Genomic DNA, 13,933 nt, shown 5'->3' with positions numbered 1-13,933 from the left:
TGACTCGGCCCGGCTGCCACGCAAGAGGATTTGTTCGGATCGCAGTGACCTGCTAGGCCGATGCCATGCTGATGAACAAGGATACCGGCCGCCCGACGGGCGAGGCGAAGCTGCATTACGGTCCCAACGGGTTCCGGATGCTTCGCACCGGCCAGTTCGTCACCTGCGCGGTTTCGGGCGTCCCGATCCCGCTCGATGAATTGCGATACTGGTCGGTAGAGCGGCAGGAGCCCTATGCCTCGGCCCGTCTGGCGACCGAGCGGCTGAAACCGTGATGGGGCAAGGTCTCGCCTGCGCGGCCTTTCCGGCGCGCACCTGATCCGCCGCTTCCCCGCCGAGTTCACCTGATGCGCCGCCGCCGGATCGCCTTGCTGGCCGTTGCCGCACTGGGGTTGGCACCCGGAACCTTCGTGCGCGAGACGCCGCCGGCGCCCGACTATCGATCCCCGGTGCGGATCGCGCCGCTATCGGTCGCGCCCCTCAAAAGCGGCCCCCTGACGCTGGCCGGCGCGTGGGTCCTGACAAGCGAAAACGATCATTTCGGCGGCTATTCGGCGCTGATAGACCGCGGTGACGGCACGTTCCTTGCGGCCAGCGACGCCGGCCGGCTGATGATCCTGCCCCGCCCCGATCGGCCCGGTCCGCGGCCTTTCCCCCGGCTTGGCCAGTTCATCGACTTTTCCAGGGTCGACAAGGTCCACGTCGATATCGAGTCTCTGGCCCGCAATCCGGCGAGTGGAGAAATCTGGGCCGGGCTGGAATGGGCCAATGCGATCATCCGCTTTGGCCCCGCCCTCCAACGGCGGCGTGAAGTCCGCCCTGCGGCGATGGAGGAATGGGAATCGAACGGGGGGCCCGAATCGCTGGTCAGGCTGGCGGACGGGCGGTTTCTCGTCATCGAGGAAAGCCGCGCGGAGACCGGCGGACACGAGGCGCTGGTGTTCACCGGGGACCCGACCCGCGGCGGCAAGCCGCGGCGCCTGATGCTTCAAGGCCTGCCTGGCCATCATCCCGCCGATGCCACCCTGCTCCCCGACGGTCGCATCCTCATTGTAATGCGCCAATTGCACTGGGAACTGCCGTTACGCTTTTCCGCGACGCTGGTGATTGCTGATCCGGCGCGCATCGGGGCTGACGCGACGCTTCCGATAACCCCGCTGGCGCCTGTCGGCCGCCCCCTGCCGAGCGACAATTACGAGGGTGCAGCGGTCACGCTGGAGCGCGATGGAAACTGGGCGATCTGGCTTATCTCGGACGACAACTTCGTCAGCTTTCAGCGGACGCTGCTGGTCAAGCTGATTTGGCCCCAAAGCACCCCTGCTCCGTGATAGACGCAAGATCGCGCGCGGGGGAGCTGGTCCCTCGCGCGCGGTGATCGCTGGTAAGTTGAAGCAGCGAGCCGGCAGGCTCGCCGCAGCTCAGGCGGCGGCTTCGGCCTTGCCGGCCTTCTTGAGCTCGCGCTTCACCTTGAGCGCATTGGCCGAGAGCTTCTCGTCGCTGGTCTTGAGGAGCCAGTTGTCGAGCCCGCCATTGTGCTCCACCGAACGCAGGCCCTGGGTGGAGACCCGGAACTTGAAGCTGCGGTCGAGCTTCTCGCTGAGCAGCGTCACCGGCTGGAGGTTCGGCAGGAAGACCTTCTTGGTCTTGTTATTGGCATGGCTCACATTGTGGCCGACCTGGCGGCCCTTGCCGGTGAGTTCGCAGATGCGCGACATGATGCGTCTCTCGTTCGTATGGTCGGGCGCGTCGCCTCGTCCGCATGGCGGATCGCGAGGGCTCGGCGGGTCCCGGAAAGCGGCGCGCATAAAGGGGGGCGGGCGAATCGTCAAGCGCGTTGCACCGGCAACCGCCGGTCGGTAGCGCCTCCCGCATGGCCCGCTGGACTCTCCCCCCGCCGATGCACCGCGCCCTGTCGCTGGCACGGATGGCGGCGGATGCGGGGGAAGTGCCGGTTGGCGCGGTCATCACGCTGGACGATCGGATCATCGCCGAGGCGCACAACCAGCCCCGGCAGAGCTGCGATCCCACCGCCCATGCCGAAATCCTCGCGATCCGCCGGGCGGCCGCGGCTCTGGGGCAGGAGCGGTTGGCAAAATGCTCCTTGTGGGTCACGCTCGAGCCTTGCGCGATGTGCGCCGGTGCCATCGTTCATGCGCGCATCGCACGGCTCTATTACGCCGCCGGCGATGCGAAGGGCGGGGCCGTGGAACACGGCGCGCGCGTGTTCGATCAGCCGCAGTGCCTGCACCGACCGGAGATATACGTCGGCATGGGCGAAACAGAGGCCGCCACCCTGCTACGCGCCTTCTTCGCCCAGCGACGTTAAAGCCCGCGCCAGATCCGCACCCCTGTGCGGTCGGACGCCCCGCGGCGGCTACGATCGCAGGGGCGGGGCATGAACCGCCGGTCATAGCACAGGCGCAGTTCCTCGAGCCAACCACGCTCGTTCAGGTGCACTCCGATGGCCTCTTCGAACCAGCCCGGATTGGCATCGGCGAAGCGTGTGCGGATAGTCCCGGCAGTAAGGCCGGGTTCGCGCGAGAGCCGGGTGAAATCGGGCCATCTGAGGCCCGCGTAGAGAATCCGCGACACCCGGAAATAGGTTCGCGGCCGGCGGGTCATGCAACTGCCGTGCTTGGCCCATTGCCTTGCGAGCAGAGTGGGCGACGGCGAGATGCACAGGTTCGCGCGCAACGAAGCGGCCGGCGGGGTCGAGGGGGCGCACCATTGCGGCCAGCCTCGTCCGCTATCGGGCCACAAGCCATGCAGGACGAACCCGAACCGGCCCGCCCGGCCCGAACATTGCCGGGCACTGCGCCGGTCGTCCTCGCGGGTGCGGCAGAACTCCGGCGACCACGACAGCGCAAGCGTGTAGCCGGTGACCGGCAGTGGCCGCGCCGGCCCGTCCATCCGAATGGGCGGCACCTCGATCCGGGCCGGAAGTGCGCACTGATAGGCCTGCGCCGCCGCAGCCGTCGGCACCAGCGCGGCGCAACCGGCGAGGGCGAGCGCGGCTTTAACGACCGAAACCGTCATCACCCTCCTCAGGCCCGGCAAACCATCGGCGGGCATCGGTGCGGAAGGCGAAGGCGATCGCCGCCAGCTGCAGGGCCAGCGAGGCCATGACCACGATATCGCTGTATCCCGGCATCCCGGGGGCCATGCGCGCCAGCGGCAGGGCCTGCCAGACCAGCAACGCCGCCAGCAGATAGCGCACGAAGCCGACCTTCAGATACGCGGCCATGAACCACAGGATCAGGCTGAGGCCGAGGAAGAATGCCATGCTGATCGCAAGGAGGGTTTCCGGTTGCAGCCCGCTGCCCGCAAGTTCGGTTCGGGCCGAGAGGAGATTGGCGTCCCAATCGCGCACCAGATTGGCCGCGTTGAGCGCGATCGATCCGAGGTAGAGCGAATCGAAAACGCGGATCGATACCGGGCGAACCTGAGGCATGGCTGGCCGGTCACGACCCCCCGGGCGTGCCGCGCCCGGCCCGGAACCACGCGCGCGCCGCGGGGGTGAACAGCAGGCCCGCGGCAATGAGGTTCATCACCATTACGATCAGCCCGCCGATCACTGGCGAGGCGGCCCCCTCGTCCGTCAACGCCCCGATGAGGGCGACAGCCCCGTAGGCGGCGACAGCGGCGATGATCCATTTGACGAACTCGACCCGCAGGATCGACACCAGGAACCACAGCACCAGCGTAATGACGAAACTGAAGATCAGCCCGCCGATCAGGGCGCTGTCGGCGAACTGGCCGGCGTTCGACGACACCAGCCGTTCCTCCATCAGTGCCTTCAGCTCATCGTAGCGCAGGCTCGTATCGATCGCGCTGACCGCCACGGCGCCCAGATAGAGCGCGTCGAACGCCTTGATCGCGGCTGGCTTCATCGGAATGTCCCCCCATTCTCCCGTCCAGCGCCGCAGATGCCGCAGAATTACAGGGGGGTAAAGTCCAGTCCGATATCTGCCGCGGGTGCGCTCTGGGTGATGCGGCCGACCGATACGTAGTCCACCCCGCTGGCAGCCTTGGCGCGGATCGTCTCCAGCGTGATGCCGCCGCTCGCCTCGGTCGGCACGCGCCCGGCGACAAGGGCTACCGCCTCGGTGAGCGTTGCCGGGTCCATGTTGTCGAGCAGAAGGCGGGTGGCGCCGGCGGACAGCGCCGGCTCGATCTGATCGATCCGGTCGACTTCGCAAATGATCTCGCGCACCCCTGACGCGACTGCGCGCCGCACCGCTTCGCCGACCGAACCAGCGACGAGGACATGATTGTCCTTGATCATGGCGGCATCCCACAAGCCCATGCGATGATTGGCGCCGCCACCCATCCGCACCGCATATTTCTCCAGCAGCCGGAGCCCGGGAATGGTCTTGCGGGTATCGAGCAGGGTACAGGCGGGATTGTCCATCGCCGTCACATAGGCCGCGGTCAGGGTGGCGATGCCGGACAGATGCTGCACCGTGTTGAGCGCGCTGCGTTCCGCCGTCAGCATCGCGCGGGCATTGCCTTCGAGGTGCATGAGGTCGGTGCCGGCTGGAACCTCGGCCCCATCCCGGACCAGAAGCGTGACCGCCATCTCGGGGTCGAGCGCGCGGAAGAAGGCCGCGGCGATCGGCAGCCCCGCCACCCGGATCGCATTTCGGGTATCCATCGTGCCGGAAAAGGTCGCATCGGCGGGAATGACGCTGGCGCTGGTCACGTCGACCCCGCCGCCTGGCATGGCGTCGCCCAGATCCTCCGCCAGGGTTTCGCGCACGAAGCGGCTGAGGTCGAAACCCTCGAGGTGCCAGGTCACGTCATTATCCTTTCGCGGCCAACCGATGCCCTCACCCCTAGGCCGGGCGGCAAGCGTGCGAAAGGGTCGAACTGGCGGAAAATCCTTAGTGAACGAAGCGCGCTACCACGTCGCGGTAGCTGCGGCTGACTTTCACCTCGGCACCGCTGCCCAGCACGAGAAAGCATTCGCCATTGGTGTGCGGCTTCACCTGCCGCACCTGGTCGAGATTGACGATGGTCGAGCGGTGGACGCGCTGGAACTTGCGCGGATCGAGCCGGCGTTCGAGATCCTTCATCGTCTCGCGCAGAATCAGGGAATTGTCGCCGGTATAGATGCACATGTAATCGCCGGCCGCCTCGATATGCTCGATCGTGCCGACCTCGACGCGGAAGATCTGCCCGCGATCCTTGACGTTGATCAGCTTTTCGTAGCGCGAGGCGGCCTCGCTGTCCTCGCCGTCGAACTCCTCGACCGCTTCGGGCGCGACTTCCGAAAGCACGTTCTTGAGCCGCTCGGCCTCGTCACTCGATTTCTTCTCGGAAAGCCGCTGGCGTACGCGTTCGATGGTGTCGGCAAGCTTGTCCTCGTCGACCGGCTTCATGAGATAATTTACCGCATTGGCCTCGAAGGCGCGGATCGCGTGTTCCTGGAACGCGGTCACGAAGACGAACAGCGGGGGATCGATCTCCATCACTCCCTGGACGACGGAGAACCCGTCGAAACCCGGCATCTGGATGTCGAGAAAGACCAGATCGGGCTTGAGCGTCTTGATCGCCCGGATCGCCTCGCGGCCGTTCTGGCAGGTCTCGATGATCTCGACATCCTCGTAAGGCTCGAGACGCAGTTGCAGCCCCTGGATGGCGAGCTTTTCGTCGTCGACGAGGATGGTGCGGATAGTCATGTCGAATGGTCTACCTTCCGGGAAAGTGACGGACTTGAAACGACCGGATCGCTGGACTGTTTCATGCCCCCCGTCGCGCCTGCTGCGACGGACGGCTCCGCGCTGTCGGCGGCTTCATGCGGAATCTCGATGAGGACGCTGAAACCCCCGCTTTCCGGCGAACGGATCTCGAAGCGATGATTGTCATCATAAGTCTGCGCCAGACGGTCGCGGATGTTGGCAAGACCCACGCCGGTTGAATCGCGGCGCTTGCTGGTCGCCATGACCGCGGGCAGATCGCCGTCGGCCCCGCCGACCTCGACCCCCGGCCCGGTGTCGGTCACCGTAATCCGCAGCCGCGAACCGATGATCTGCGCCACCAGGCTGATCGTCGCCCCTTCCTCAAGCGGGCTGACCCCGTACTTGATCGCGTTCTCGATCAGCGGCTGGAGCAGCATCGAGGGGATGCAGGCCGCCGCCGCCGCGGGATCGACGCGGAAATCGGTCTGCAGGCGCTCTTCGAAGCGCATCCGCTCGATCTCGAGATAGAGCTTCAGGGTCTCGATCTCCTGCGCGACGGTAACCTTTCCGCCCGGCTGGGTGACCAGCGTATGGCGCAGAAAACTCGACAGGCGCGTCAGCATGGCATTCGCCGCCGCTGTCTGTTTCAAAAGCACCAGCGTGCTGATCGAGTTCAAGGTGTTGAACAGGAAATGCGGGTTGAGCTGATAGCGCAGCATCGCGAGCTGGGCGCTGGTCGCCTGGGTTTCCAGCCGTTCGAGCCGATCCGCCTGCTGCTCGACCTTCAGGAAATAGTTGATCGCATAATACAGCGCGGACCACGCGCCGAGCAGGGTCAGCGGCCAGATCAGGATGCCGATGTAAAGGGCGACAAAATCGCCATCGAAACTGTCACGGATAAGGCTCGTCACCCACGCGGTGATGAAGGTGTAGATCGCCACGCCGACGAACAGCGCCAGCATGGTCGACGCCCAGGTGATGAACGGTCGGACCGATATCACGCGCTGGTAGATGACCGAAAGGATCATGCTGATGGAAAAGCCGGTGACCGCCTCGATCGCGAAGTTGATGAGGAAGCTCAGGTCTTGCCCGCCGATCACGCCGGTAATCGTGCGCAGCAGGAAGACCCCGCCCCAGCCGGCAAGCTGGAGAGTCCAGAACGCACGATTCTTGTCAGCGAAGAACGGGGTCGGCTTGATCGGCAGGACGGCCATTGCGCCCTTCTTCTAGCGCATTTGCGAGGCGCCGCGCCAGCCGCTAGTGTCCGGGCGCAAGGAGAGAGTCGAATGGCCAGCCTGAAAGACGCCCCGCCGCGGTCGCATCCGAACGATCCCGCACCCGATATTTCTGCGGATATTGCCCACGGGGTGGCTGAACGGGCCCGCTTTCGCGAGATGAAGGACGGCACGGCAGATGACTGGGCGATCATCGGCAGCGAATACCGCGCCTTCGCCCGCGGCCTGCCCGATCGGGTGCTTGATCACCTGCGGCTGCTCGACGGCGATTTCGGCGGTTTCCCGGTCTGCCGGCTCGAACATTCCCTCCAGACCGCGACCCGTGCCCATCGTGACGGGCGGGGCGAGCAATATGTGGTCATGGCGCTGCTCCACGATATCGGCGATACGCTTGGCAGCTACAATCATCCCGAAGTCGCAGCGGCGATCATCAAGCCTTTCGTGACGCCGGAAATCCACTGGATCTGCGAAAATCACGGTGCCTTCCAGGGGTATTACTATTTCCATCATCTCGGCATGGATCGCCATGTACGCGACCGGTTCGCCGGCCATCCCCACTTCGAAGCGTGCCGCGAATTCTGCGAGAAATACGATCAGGCCGCCTTCGATCCGGACTACGACAGCGAACCGCTCGCCTTCTTCGAACCCATGGTCCGCCGCGTGCTGGAACGGCCGCTCGCCTCGATGTACGCCAAGGCGATCGACGGCGAAGCGAACGCGGCCTAGCCGCCTGTCGCACCCGCCAGCGCCGGTTCGAACTCCGGCTGGAAATGGCGGTTCCAGGCGGCCTCGCCCCGCTGCCAGCCGTCGCGTTCGATCAGCGACCGAAGAACGGCGATTTCCGCCTCGATCGCGGCGACCCGTTCGTCCCAGGCATCGTGCGTGCGCTTGCGGTTGAGCCAGGTATAGCGCGGCCCCCACGCCTTCATCCAGCGCACGGCGCCTTGCGGATCGTACCCGGCATTCCACAGCAGCCATGGCATCAGGCGGTCGGCGTCGCGTTCGGAGATCCGCACCAGGCGCTGCTTCCTGTTCACCGTTGCCAGCGCCGCCACATGGCCGCGAATGTTATGCGCCAGTTCGTGCGCGACGGATGCGGCGAAGGCATCCTCGTCATAGCCGAAGGCGGGCCAGTTGACACCCATCGCCACCCGCTCGCCATCGGCCCAGGCGTCGTTCGAACGATCGAGCACCTCGAAGCGCGAGGCGCAGGCAGGCTGCGGGGCGATGGTCACCGTCCGCGGCGCGGCGCCCGGGCGGCTGACCGTCAGCTCCAGCGCGCCCGTCGCCAGTGCATCGGCGATCACCGCGCGCAGGGTTTCGCCGCGTTGCCAGCCCGGATCGCTTGCCGGCCAGGTGCTCGCGATGTCCTGCCCGCCGAGCGCGACGATCGTGTCGTTGACCTTCAGCCCGGCCGCTTCGGCCCCGGATCCCGGCGCAATGGCCTGAATGCCGATATCGCCGGCGAGGCCCAGCGCCTTGCGCACGGCTGCGGGTTCGCCATAGGCGGCGGCATCATGCAGGAGAAAACCGCTCGCCGGCATGACCTCATCGCACAGCCGGGCATTGGCGCGCGCCAGCCGGGTGCCGGCTGCAAACAATTGCTGTTCGCGCTGCTGGAATGTCCGCAAGGCATCCTGCGCAAGCGCCGGATCAGGCAGCATGACGGTCAGCAGCGCGGCTGCCCCGGCCAGCGCCGGACGCATCACGTGGCCCCGCCCTCCAGCGCGGCCGAAAGCCGGTCACTCTCGACGAAGCCTTCGACGATCTGGTCGCCCGCGATCCAGCTGGGGGTCCCGGTAAAGCCAAGCTGGCTGGCGAGACCGCGCACCCGGGCAATCTCGGCGCTCGCCTCGTCCGATGCGGCGAAGCGGCGCGCCTCGGCGAGGTCGAGACCGGCTTTCGCGGCGGCTGCGGTAATCGTCTGCGCGCTGGGCGGGCCCAGTTCGAACATCGCACGATAGAACGCCGCATACCGCCCCTGACGCGCCGCCGCGAGGCCCATCCGCGCGGCATCTTCGCTGCCGTCGAAGATCGGCCATTCGTGAACCACCACCTTCAAATCCGGATCGCTGCGGATCATCTCATCCATCACTGCCACGCTCATCCGGCAATAGGTGCAGCCGTAATCGGTGAATTCCACCAGCACTTTCGTACCGTTCGGGTTCCCGAGAACCGCGCCCGGAAAGGCCCGCCGTGCCTCGGGGCCAAGCTCGCCCAGCCGGGCCTGCGCTTCCTGTCGCTGATACGCCTGTGCCATTTCGGGCAGGATCTGCGGGTTGGCGACGAGATAATCGCGGGTCCGCTCATTGCCGAGCCCCGCCAGCGACCATGCCGCCGCGCCCGCAAATCCGCAGACAAGCGCGATTAGTGCGGTGATAAGGTAAGTGCGCATGGCCTGGGAACGCTGCTTTACAGGCTCTTGCATGCGGGCTGGTCATCGTCGCGATTGCAGGCCTGCGTCAGCAGGGCGCGGGCCTGAAGTGCAACGTCCTGCGCCCGCAGCCAGTCGACCGAACCTGTCGGCAGGCCCGCTTCGGCGGCCCCCGCACTGCGCATCGCCGTAAGATAATCGCCGTTCATGACCTGCTGTTCGGCGCTGGCCAGCCGCGCCCGGGGCATGTCGCCGCGCGCCGCATAGACGACGCCAAGCTGATACCAGGCGAACGGGTTGTAGCGATCCCGCCCCACTGCAGCACGCAGGACCTGCTCGGCCTCCTCGAAATGCGTCTTGTCCTCGGTTGCGATGAGGGCGTGGCCGAACATCGAGGCGATCAGCGGCTGCGAGCGGGTCAGCCGGGTGGCCTCGCGCAAGGGCGCCAGCGCCTCGTCCGCCCGCCCGGATTCGAGCAAAATCTGGCCTTTCAGTTCAAGGAAATAGGGGTCTTGCGGATCCTGCGCCAGCAGCTGCTCGGCCTCAGCCAGCGCGCGATCGAGTTCGGCATTCTTGTGGTAGGCATAGGCGCGGGCGTAACGCGCAGGCACCGTGTTCACGGTCGGCGGATAATCGCGCAGGGTCACCGCGGGCTTGGCGACATAACCCTTCAGCTTTGCCTTCACCCGTTCGAACCGCGCCTTCAATGCCGGGTCCTCCGGCTTGTCCCAGGCCGGATCGGCTTCGTAGACTTCGCGCAGCTTGGCGATGCGATCACCCGACAGCGGGTGGGTCCGCCAGAACCCGGCCTCGTCGTTCTGCGAGATGCCGAGACGGAATTCCTGGTTCAGCAGCTTGCCGAAGAACGCCAGCGACCCCTTGCCCGAAATGCCGGCATCGGAAAGATACTTTGCCCCGGCAGCGTCCGCCGACGCTTCCTGCGCCCGGTTGAACGACAGGAACTGGCTCATCGCCGCGGTCTGGCCCGCCATGATCATGCCCATCGCCGCCTCGCCCGCACCGGCCAGAGCCGCACCCACCCCTGCGAGCATCGACAGCAGCGAGATCTTGTTTGCCTGAGCATAGCCCTCGGCCGAGCGGATGACGTGACCGCCGGTGATGTGGCCGATCTCGTGCGCGATGACGCCCTGAACCTCGTTGGCGTTGTCGGCCGCCTCGATCAGCCCGCTGTGAATGTAGACGATCTGCCCTCCGGCAACGAAGGCATTGATCGAGGAATCGTTGATCAGGACCACGTCGAGATTGCCGGCGTCCAGCCCCGCCGCCTCGGCCAGTGGACGCGAAATTTCGTCGAGGAACGCCTCGGTTTCCGCGTCGCGCAGGATCGACTGCGCCGTCGCCGGCGCGGCGCCGAGCGACAGGGCGACAAGAAGGGCCATGAGGCGGGTGATGAAGCGCATCTGCCGGTGTCCTAGCCCGGCTGGCGCTGAACCGGAACTGAAAGCTGCGCTTCGGACGCCGGGTCGCGGGCATCACCAGAGACCGCTGCCGGTGCCTCGACGGTGGCGGCGATGCTTTGCGCATCCTCGTCATCGTCCAGTCCGATCGCGGCGAGAAAGTCCTGCATCCTGTCGTACCCGGTGCCGAGCCACAGGGAGATCCCGGCCGCCGCGATCGCCGCCTGTGCCGCGTCTTCCGCAGCCGTCATCGTCTCGCCCACCTTGCGCACGAAGATTGCCCGGATGCGGCCGGGATGGGCGGCGGCAAGTGCCGCGAACGCCGTGAGATCGCCCTGCGAATCGTCCCCGAGCAAGGCGAAGCGCATCTCGCGATAGGTATCCAGAATAGCCGCAATCGCCTCGACCTTGTGCGCCCCGTGGCTCGCCGAGCCGAAGGTGGCCCGGTTCAGCCCCCAGTCGCGCAGCATGATCGGCCCCAACGGCAATCCGCGCAGCTGCATGTACGCCACGAGATAGGAATAGAGGTTCCAGGGGCTCGACGAGACATAGAAAAACGGTCGGCGCGATGCCTGCTGATGGGCACCCGCATGATGCGGGGCGGTCTCGTCCGCTGCGCCGCCGCCTAGCGCGGAATAGAGGACGTCCGCCCCCGGGACCGCGAGTCGCTCCGCCGGCATTTCGAGCAACACGCGGCGCCAGTTGCGCAGCATCGCGCGGACATTGCCGGTGATCCCCGTCTCGATGATGGTATCGTCGATGTCCGAGATGACGCCGAGGGCGGAGCGTTCGCCGGGCACCAGCACGTGGCCGTCGATCGACCCCGGACCTCGGCCATCGTGCCACGTCAGCGTGACTGTTTCCCATTCGGGTCTCGCGGCATAAGGCCAGCCCCCGTCAAGCGCGATGTCGAAACGGGCATACCCCTCGTCGTCGGTCTGTGCCTGATGCAGGCTGCGTTCTCCACTGGGCGAAACCAGTTCGAGGGTGACGACGAGGCCGGGAACCTCGTGGCTGGCGAACTGCGCGATCATCCGGTGAAAGGCGCGCCAGCTGCTGGTCTTCTCGAAGGCATGCACCCGCGAACGCAGGGCGCGCACGGTCAGGGTCAATCGCTCGCGATTGCGATACCCGAAGAACGGCTGGATGCGGATGCGGGCGGTCGGAAGAAACGGCATTCCAACGCGCTAGTCGCCAATGCCCGCGCACGGCAACCCGTCGCGGGGGGGTCAGGCGGCGAGCAGCTTCTTCGCCGCTTGTTCCAGAAGCGCGCGGTCTGCGTCCAGTTCGCTAACAAGGGCAACCCCTCCGCCCGGCATGCGCCGGACCATCACCAGCGCGAATTCGGGGCCGTCCGGTGCGATCGATTCCAGCGGATGGTGCGGCATGGCGCGCAGTTTGGCGGCAAGACCCTCGCGCAAGTAGGCGCCGGTATCTTCGAGCGGCTTGCCCTGTTCCTCGCGCCGCGCACGCCGCTCGGCCTGCACGATACCCTTCAGTCCGCCCTCGGCCTCGGCAAGGAAGGCGACGAGCCGCCCCCGCTGCACCCCGACGCGGTGGGCATGGGTGAGAACCGCGGCATATTCGGTCAGGCGCGTCTTGTCGTAATCGCTCCCGAACACGAGCTTGACCACCGGGGTCATCGGCGCCCGGTCCTGCATGGTCAGACCGTTATCTGCCATCAGGCGGTTAAAATCGGCAGGATTCGCTGTCGCTTCGAGGCTGAAATCATAGGCCCGCCCGACCGCGGCGTAGAGCGCCTTGCGGCTGCGGTCCTCAGTGCTCTGCGCGGCCAGTGCCAGCGCGCGGGCCTGGGCCAGGCAATCGTAAAGGCCGGCCGGTTCGTCTTCCGGCGCAGCTTCGAAAGTCAGGTCGTCGCATGGTTCGTCGGCTGGCGTGATGTCCGGCGCGGCGGGGGCGGGCGGGCTGGACGGCGGCGGCGCGTATCCGAAGCCGGCAAAGCCGATCGGCTCGGCTGCAACGGGCGGCTCGTATTCGGTGGGGACGGCCGGCGGTGCATCAAAAGCAGGCGGCGTCCCCAGATCGACCGCCTTCTTGGCTTTCGCCCCGCGGCTGACCAGCGACATGAGGCTGCTTTCGCTGTGATCTTCGGCGAGCGGATCGATGAGATCCTCGACGTCCTCGCTTTCGTCCTCGTCGTCCCACTCGGGCAAACCATAATCCGCTGCGGTCTTCATGGCGGAATCGAAGCCGTCGTCGAGGTCGTCTTCGGCGCCATAGGAATCGCCTTCGTCCCCGCCGGCACGGTCCTCTTCGGAGACTTCGGCCTCGAAGGCTGCCCCAAGCGGGTTGCCGAGCGCATCGTATCCGCGTTCGCGGCGGGTAAAGGCGGGCATCGTGACTTGCGCCGCGACCCTCGCCGCGCCGCCGAATGCCGGGAACGGCAGGTCGTCGGGCGCGGCGGCGAGGTGATCGGGTCCAGCCGGTTCGTCGAGATCGAAGACGTCATCGATCTCGTCGTCTTCGCTCTCAGGCGTCGCCGGGTCGAGCGATCTGGCGGTCTCGAGCAGCGAGAGGTCGAACGCGATATCGTCGTCGGCAAACGATTCCCCGTCCGCCTGGGTCAGGGCCTGATCGATCTCGAGCAGGAGCTCATCCGCGGTCTGGCTATCGGCCATTTCCTTCCAGTTGATGACCCCGAAGATGAAATCGATGGTCTCGTCGTCACTGGAATAGGGCAGCAGGATGCCCCGATAAAGCACGGTCGCATCGCGCTGGTTGAGGTATTCCGCTTCGAACCCGATCGGCGCCTGATTGGCGAGGATCTGCATGTAATGGTCGGTGATCCGGCTGAGCAGCGAGCGCGGCGGAACGTCCGACAGGCGGTCGATCACGCCTTGGGCATCGCATTCCTGGCGCAGTTCCGCACCGATGTAACGCACCGCGGGATTGTCGATCCCGGAAGAGAAATCGAGCAGCACCGAATAAGGCCCGAAGTCGGGCAGGGAGTCGGGCTCGAGATCCTCGATGCTGGGCAGGTTGCCGTCGCCCAGCAGGCTGGCCCAGTGATTGTAGGCCCGCACCTGCATGCGCCGCTCGTCCTGCCCCACCGGAGAGGGCGGCGCGTCGTCCGCCTGCGGATCGTCGAAATCGTATTCGTGATCCTGCGCCGCGAACGAACCGAATGCCCCGCCTAACCTGTCCATCTGCCCTGCCTGCCCTTGTGGAGAGTCCGTTCTTGGAAGGGACTATGGAGGGCACGCA

At 66.2% G+C, this 13,933-nt stretch carries 16 protein-coding genes; 4 read left to right on the top strand and 12 right to left on the bottom strand.

What is annotated here, in order from left to right; all coding sequences use genetic code 11:
* Positions 1 to 65: 65 nt before the first annotated feature.
* Entirely contained in the window at positions 66 to 275 is a 210-nt protein-coding gene (locus ACHFFA_RS06075; protein ID WP_394269948.1) for a DUF2093 domain-containing protein, read from the top strand.
* A 72-nt stretch (positions 276 to 347) separates the two neighbouring features.
* Complete coding sequence (locus ACHFFA_RS06070; protein WP_394269947.1) at positions 348 to 1,328, top strand: esterase-like activity of phytase family protein; 981 nt, start codon at positions 348 to 350, stop codon at positions 1,326 to 1,328.
* Positions 1,329 to 1,418: 90 nt separating this feature from the next.
* Here the strand turns inward: ACHFFA_RS06070 and rpmB are convergent, their stop codons facing one another.
* Complete coding sequence (gene rpmB / locus ACHFFA_RS06065) at positions 1,419 to 1,715, bottom strand: 50S ribosomal protein L28 (protein ID WP_394269946.1); 297 nt, start codon at positions 1,713 to 1,715, stop codon at positions 1,419 to 1,421.
* A gap of 155 nt (positions 1,716 to 1,870) precedes the next feature.
* Here rpmB and ACHFFA_RS06060 point away from each other — a divergent pair, with 155 nt between their 5' ends.
* On the top strand, positions 1,871 to 2,326 hold the full coding sequence (locus ACHFFA_RS06060) for a nucleoside deaminase (protein WP_394269945.1): 456 nt from the start codon (positions 1,871 to 1,873) through the stop codon (positions 2,324 to 2,326).
* On the opposite strand, the gene ACHFFA_RS06055 is transcribed toward ACHFFA_RS06060, so the two are convergent.
* The 6 genes from ACHFFA_RS06055 to ACHFFA_RS06030 form a co-directional block, all read right to left on the bottom strand.
* On the bottom strand, positions 2,323 to 3,036 hold the full coding sequence (locus tag ACHFFA_RS06055) for a ribonuclease T (protein WP_394269944.1): 714 nt from the start codon (positions 3,034 to 3,036) through the stop codon (positions 2,323 to 2,325). The two genes, ACHFFA_RS06060 and ACHFFA_RS06055, sit on opposite strands and share 4 nt — an antisense overlap.
* Complete coding sequence (locus ACHFFA_RS06050) at positions 3,017 to 3,451, bottom strand: hypothetical protein (RefSeq protein ID WP_394269943.1); 435 nt, start codon at positions 3,449 to 3,451, stop codon at positions 3,017 to 3,019. Before ACHFFA_RS06050 ends, ACHFFA_RS06055 begins: the two co-directional genes overlap by 20 nt.
* A gap of 10 nt (positions 3,452 to 3,461) precedes the next feature.
* The gene (locus ACHFFA_RS06045) at positions 3,462 to 3,890 is read right to left on the bottom strand and encodes a hypothetical protein (RefSeq protein WP_394269942.1); all 429 of its coding nucleotides are present in this window, start codon (positions 3,888 to 3,890) and stop codon (positions 3,462 to 3,464) included.
* Positions 3,891 to 3,937: 47 nt separating this feature from the next.
* Positions 3,938 to 4,798, bottom strand: a complete 861-nt coding sequence (nadC, locus tag ACHFFA_RS06040) for a carboxylating nicotinate-nucleotide diphosphorylase (RefSeq protein ID WP_394269941.1) — start codon at positions 4,796 to 4,798, stop codon at positions 3,938 to 3,940.
* An 85-nt stretch (positions 4,799 to 4,883) separates the two neighbouring features.
* Positions 4,884 to 5,681, bottom strand: coding sequence for a LytR/AlgR family response regulator transcription factor (locus tag ACHFFA_RS06035; RefSeq protein WP_394269940.1), 798 nt, complete (start codon positions 5,679 to 5,681; stop codon positions 4,884 to 4,886).
* Entirely contained in the window at positions 5,678 to 6,895 is a 1,218-nt protein-coding gene (locus ACHFFA_RS06030; protein ID WP_394269939.1) for a sensor histidine kinase, read from the bottom strand. The genes ACHFFA_RS06035 and ACHFFA_RS06030 overlap by 4 nt, the downstream gene beginning before the upstream one ends.
* A 180-nt stretch (positions 6,896 to 7,075) precedes the next feature.
* Between ACHFFA_RS06030 and ACHFFA_RS06025 the strand changes: the two genes are divergently transcribed.
* The gene (locus tag ACHFFA_RS06025; RefSeq protein WP_394269949.1) at positions 7,076 to 7,642 is read left to right on the top strand and encodes an HD domain-containing protein; all 567 of its coding nucleotides are present in this window, start codon (positions 7,076 to 7,078) and stop codon (positions 7,640 to 7,642) included.
* Here ACHFFA_RS06025 and ACHFFA_RS06020 read toward each other — a convergent pair.
* The 5 genes from ACHFFA_RS06020 to ACHFFA_RS06000 are packed head-to-tail and all read right to left on the bottom strand — an operon-like array spanning position 7,639 to position 13,875.
* Positions 7,639 to 8,625, bottom strand: a complete 987-nt coding sequence (locus ACHFFA_RS06020) for a hypothetical protein (RefSeq protein ID WP_394269938.1) — start codon at positions 8,623 to 8,625, stop codon at positions 7,639 to 7,641. The two genes, ACHFFA_RS06025 and ACHFFA_RS06020, sit on opposite strands and share 4 nt — an antisense overlap.
* Positions 8,622 to 9,311 carry a DsbA family protein gene (locus tag ACHFFA_RS06015; protein ID WP_394269937.1) on the bottom strand — a complete coding sequence of 230 codons (690 nt, stop codon included), beginning with the start codon at positions 9,309 to 9,311 and terminating at the stop codon, positions 8,622 to 8,624. The genes ACHFFA_RS06020 and ACHFFA_RS06015 overlap by 4 nt, the downstream gene beginning before the upstream one ends.
* 17 nt (positions 9,312 to 9,328) lie before the next feature.
* Positions 9,329 to 10,711, bottom strand: a complete 1,383-nt coding sequence (locus tag ACHFFA_RS06010) for a M48 family metalloprotease (protein WP_394269936.1) — start codon at positions 10,709 to 10,711, stop codon at positions 9,329 to 9,331.
* 11 nt (positions 10,712 to 10,722) lie between these two features.
* Positions 10,723 to 11,886 (bottom strand): phosphatase domain-containing protein, encoded by a 1,164-nt coding sequence (locus ACHFFA_RS06005; protein WP_394269935.1) that lies wholly within the window; start codon positions 11,884 to 11,886, stop codon positions 10,723 to 10,725.
* A gap of 51 nt (positions 11,887 to 11,937) precedes the next feature.
* Positions 11,938 to 13,875, bottom strand: coding sequence for a hypothetical protein (locus tag ACHFFA_RS06000; RefSeq protein ID WP_394269934.1), 1,938 nt, complete (start codon positions 13,873 to 13,875; stop codon positions 11,938 to 11,940).
* Positions 13,876 to 13,933 lie beyond the last annotated feature (58 nt).

It is taken from the genome of Qipengyuania sp. (assembly GCF_043423005.1).
Taxonomy (GTDB): Bacteria; Pseudomonadota; Alphaproteobacteria; order Sphingomonadales; family Sphingomonadaceae; genus Qipengyuania.
The sequence above is the reverse complement of the archived record's forward strand: the minus strand, read 5'-3'. Positions and strand labels throughout refer to the sequence as shown.

Excerpts from the sequence above, each read along its gene's own strand:
- ACHFFA_RS06075 (WP_394269948.1), top strand. The coding sequence starts at position 66 with ATGCTGATGAACAAGGATACCGGCCGCCCGACGGGCGAGGCGAAGCTG.
- ACHFFA_RS06070 (WP_394269947.1), top strand. The coding sequence starts at position 348 with ATGCGCCGCCGCCGGATCGCCTTGCTGGCCGTTGCCGCACTGGGGTTG.
- rpmB (WP_394269946.1), bottom strand. The coding sequence starts at position 1,715 with ATGTCGCGCATCTGCGAACTCACCGGCAAGGGCCGCCAGGTCGGCCAC.
- ACHFFA_RS06060 (WP_394269945.1), top strand. The coding sequence starts at position 1,871 with ATGGCCCGCTGGACTCTCCCCCCGCCGATGCACCGCGCCCTGTCGCTG.
- ACHFFA_RS06055 (WP_394269944.1), bottom strand. The coding sequence starts at position 3,036 with ATGACGGTTTCGGTCGTTAAAGCCGCGCTCGCCCTCGCCGGTTGCGCC.
- ACHFFA_RS06050 (WP_394269943.1), bottom strand. The coding sequence starts at position 3,451 with ATGCCTCAGGTTCGCCCGGTATCGATCCGCGTTTTCGATTCGCTCTAC.
- ACHFFA_RS06045 (WP_394269942.1), bottom strand. The coding sequence starts at position 3,890 with ATGAAGCCAGCCGCGATCAAGGCGTTCGACGCGCTCTATCTGGGCGCC.
- ACHFFA_RS06035 (WP_394269940.1), bottom strand. The coding sequence starts at position 5,681 with ATGACTATCCGCACCATCCTCGTCGACGACGAAAAGCTCGCCATCCAG.
- ACHFFA_RS06030 (WP_394269939.1), bottom strand. The coding sequence starts at position 6,895 with ATGGCCGTCCTGCCGATCAAGCCGACCCCGTTCTTCGCTGACAAGAAT.
- ACHFFA_RS06025 (WP_394269949.1), top strand. The coding sequence starts at position 7,076 with ATGAAGGACGGCACGGCAGATGACTGGGCGATCATCGGCAGCGAATAC.
- ACHFFA_RS06015 (WP_394269937.1), bottom strand. The coding sequence starts at position 9,311 with ATGCGCACTTACCTTATCACCGCACTAATCGCGCTTGTCTGCGGATTT.
- ACHFFA_RS06010 (WP_394269936.1), bottom strand. The coding sequence starts at position 10,711 with ATGCGCTTCATCACCCGCCTCATGGCCCTTCTTGTCGCCCTGTCGCTC.
- ACHFFA_RS06005 (WP_394269935.1), bottom strand. The coding sequence starts at position 11,886 with ATGCCGTTTCTTCCGACCGCCCGCATCCGCATCCAGCCGTTCTTCGGG.
- ACHFFA_RS06000 (WP_394269934.1), bottom strand. The coding sequence starts at position 13,875 with ATGGACAGGTTAGGCGGGGCATTCGGTTCGTTCGCGGCGCAGGATCAC.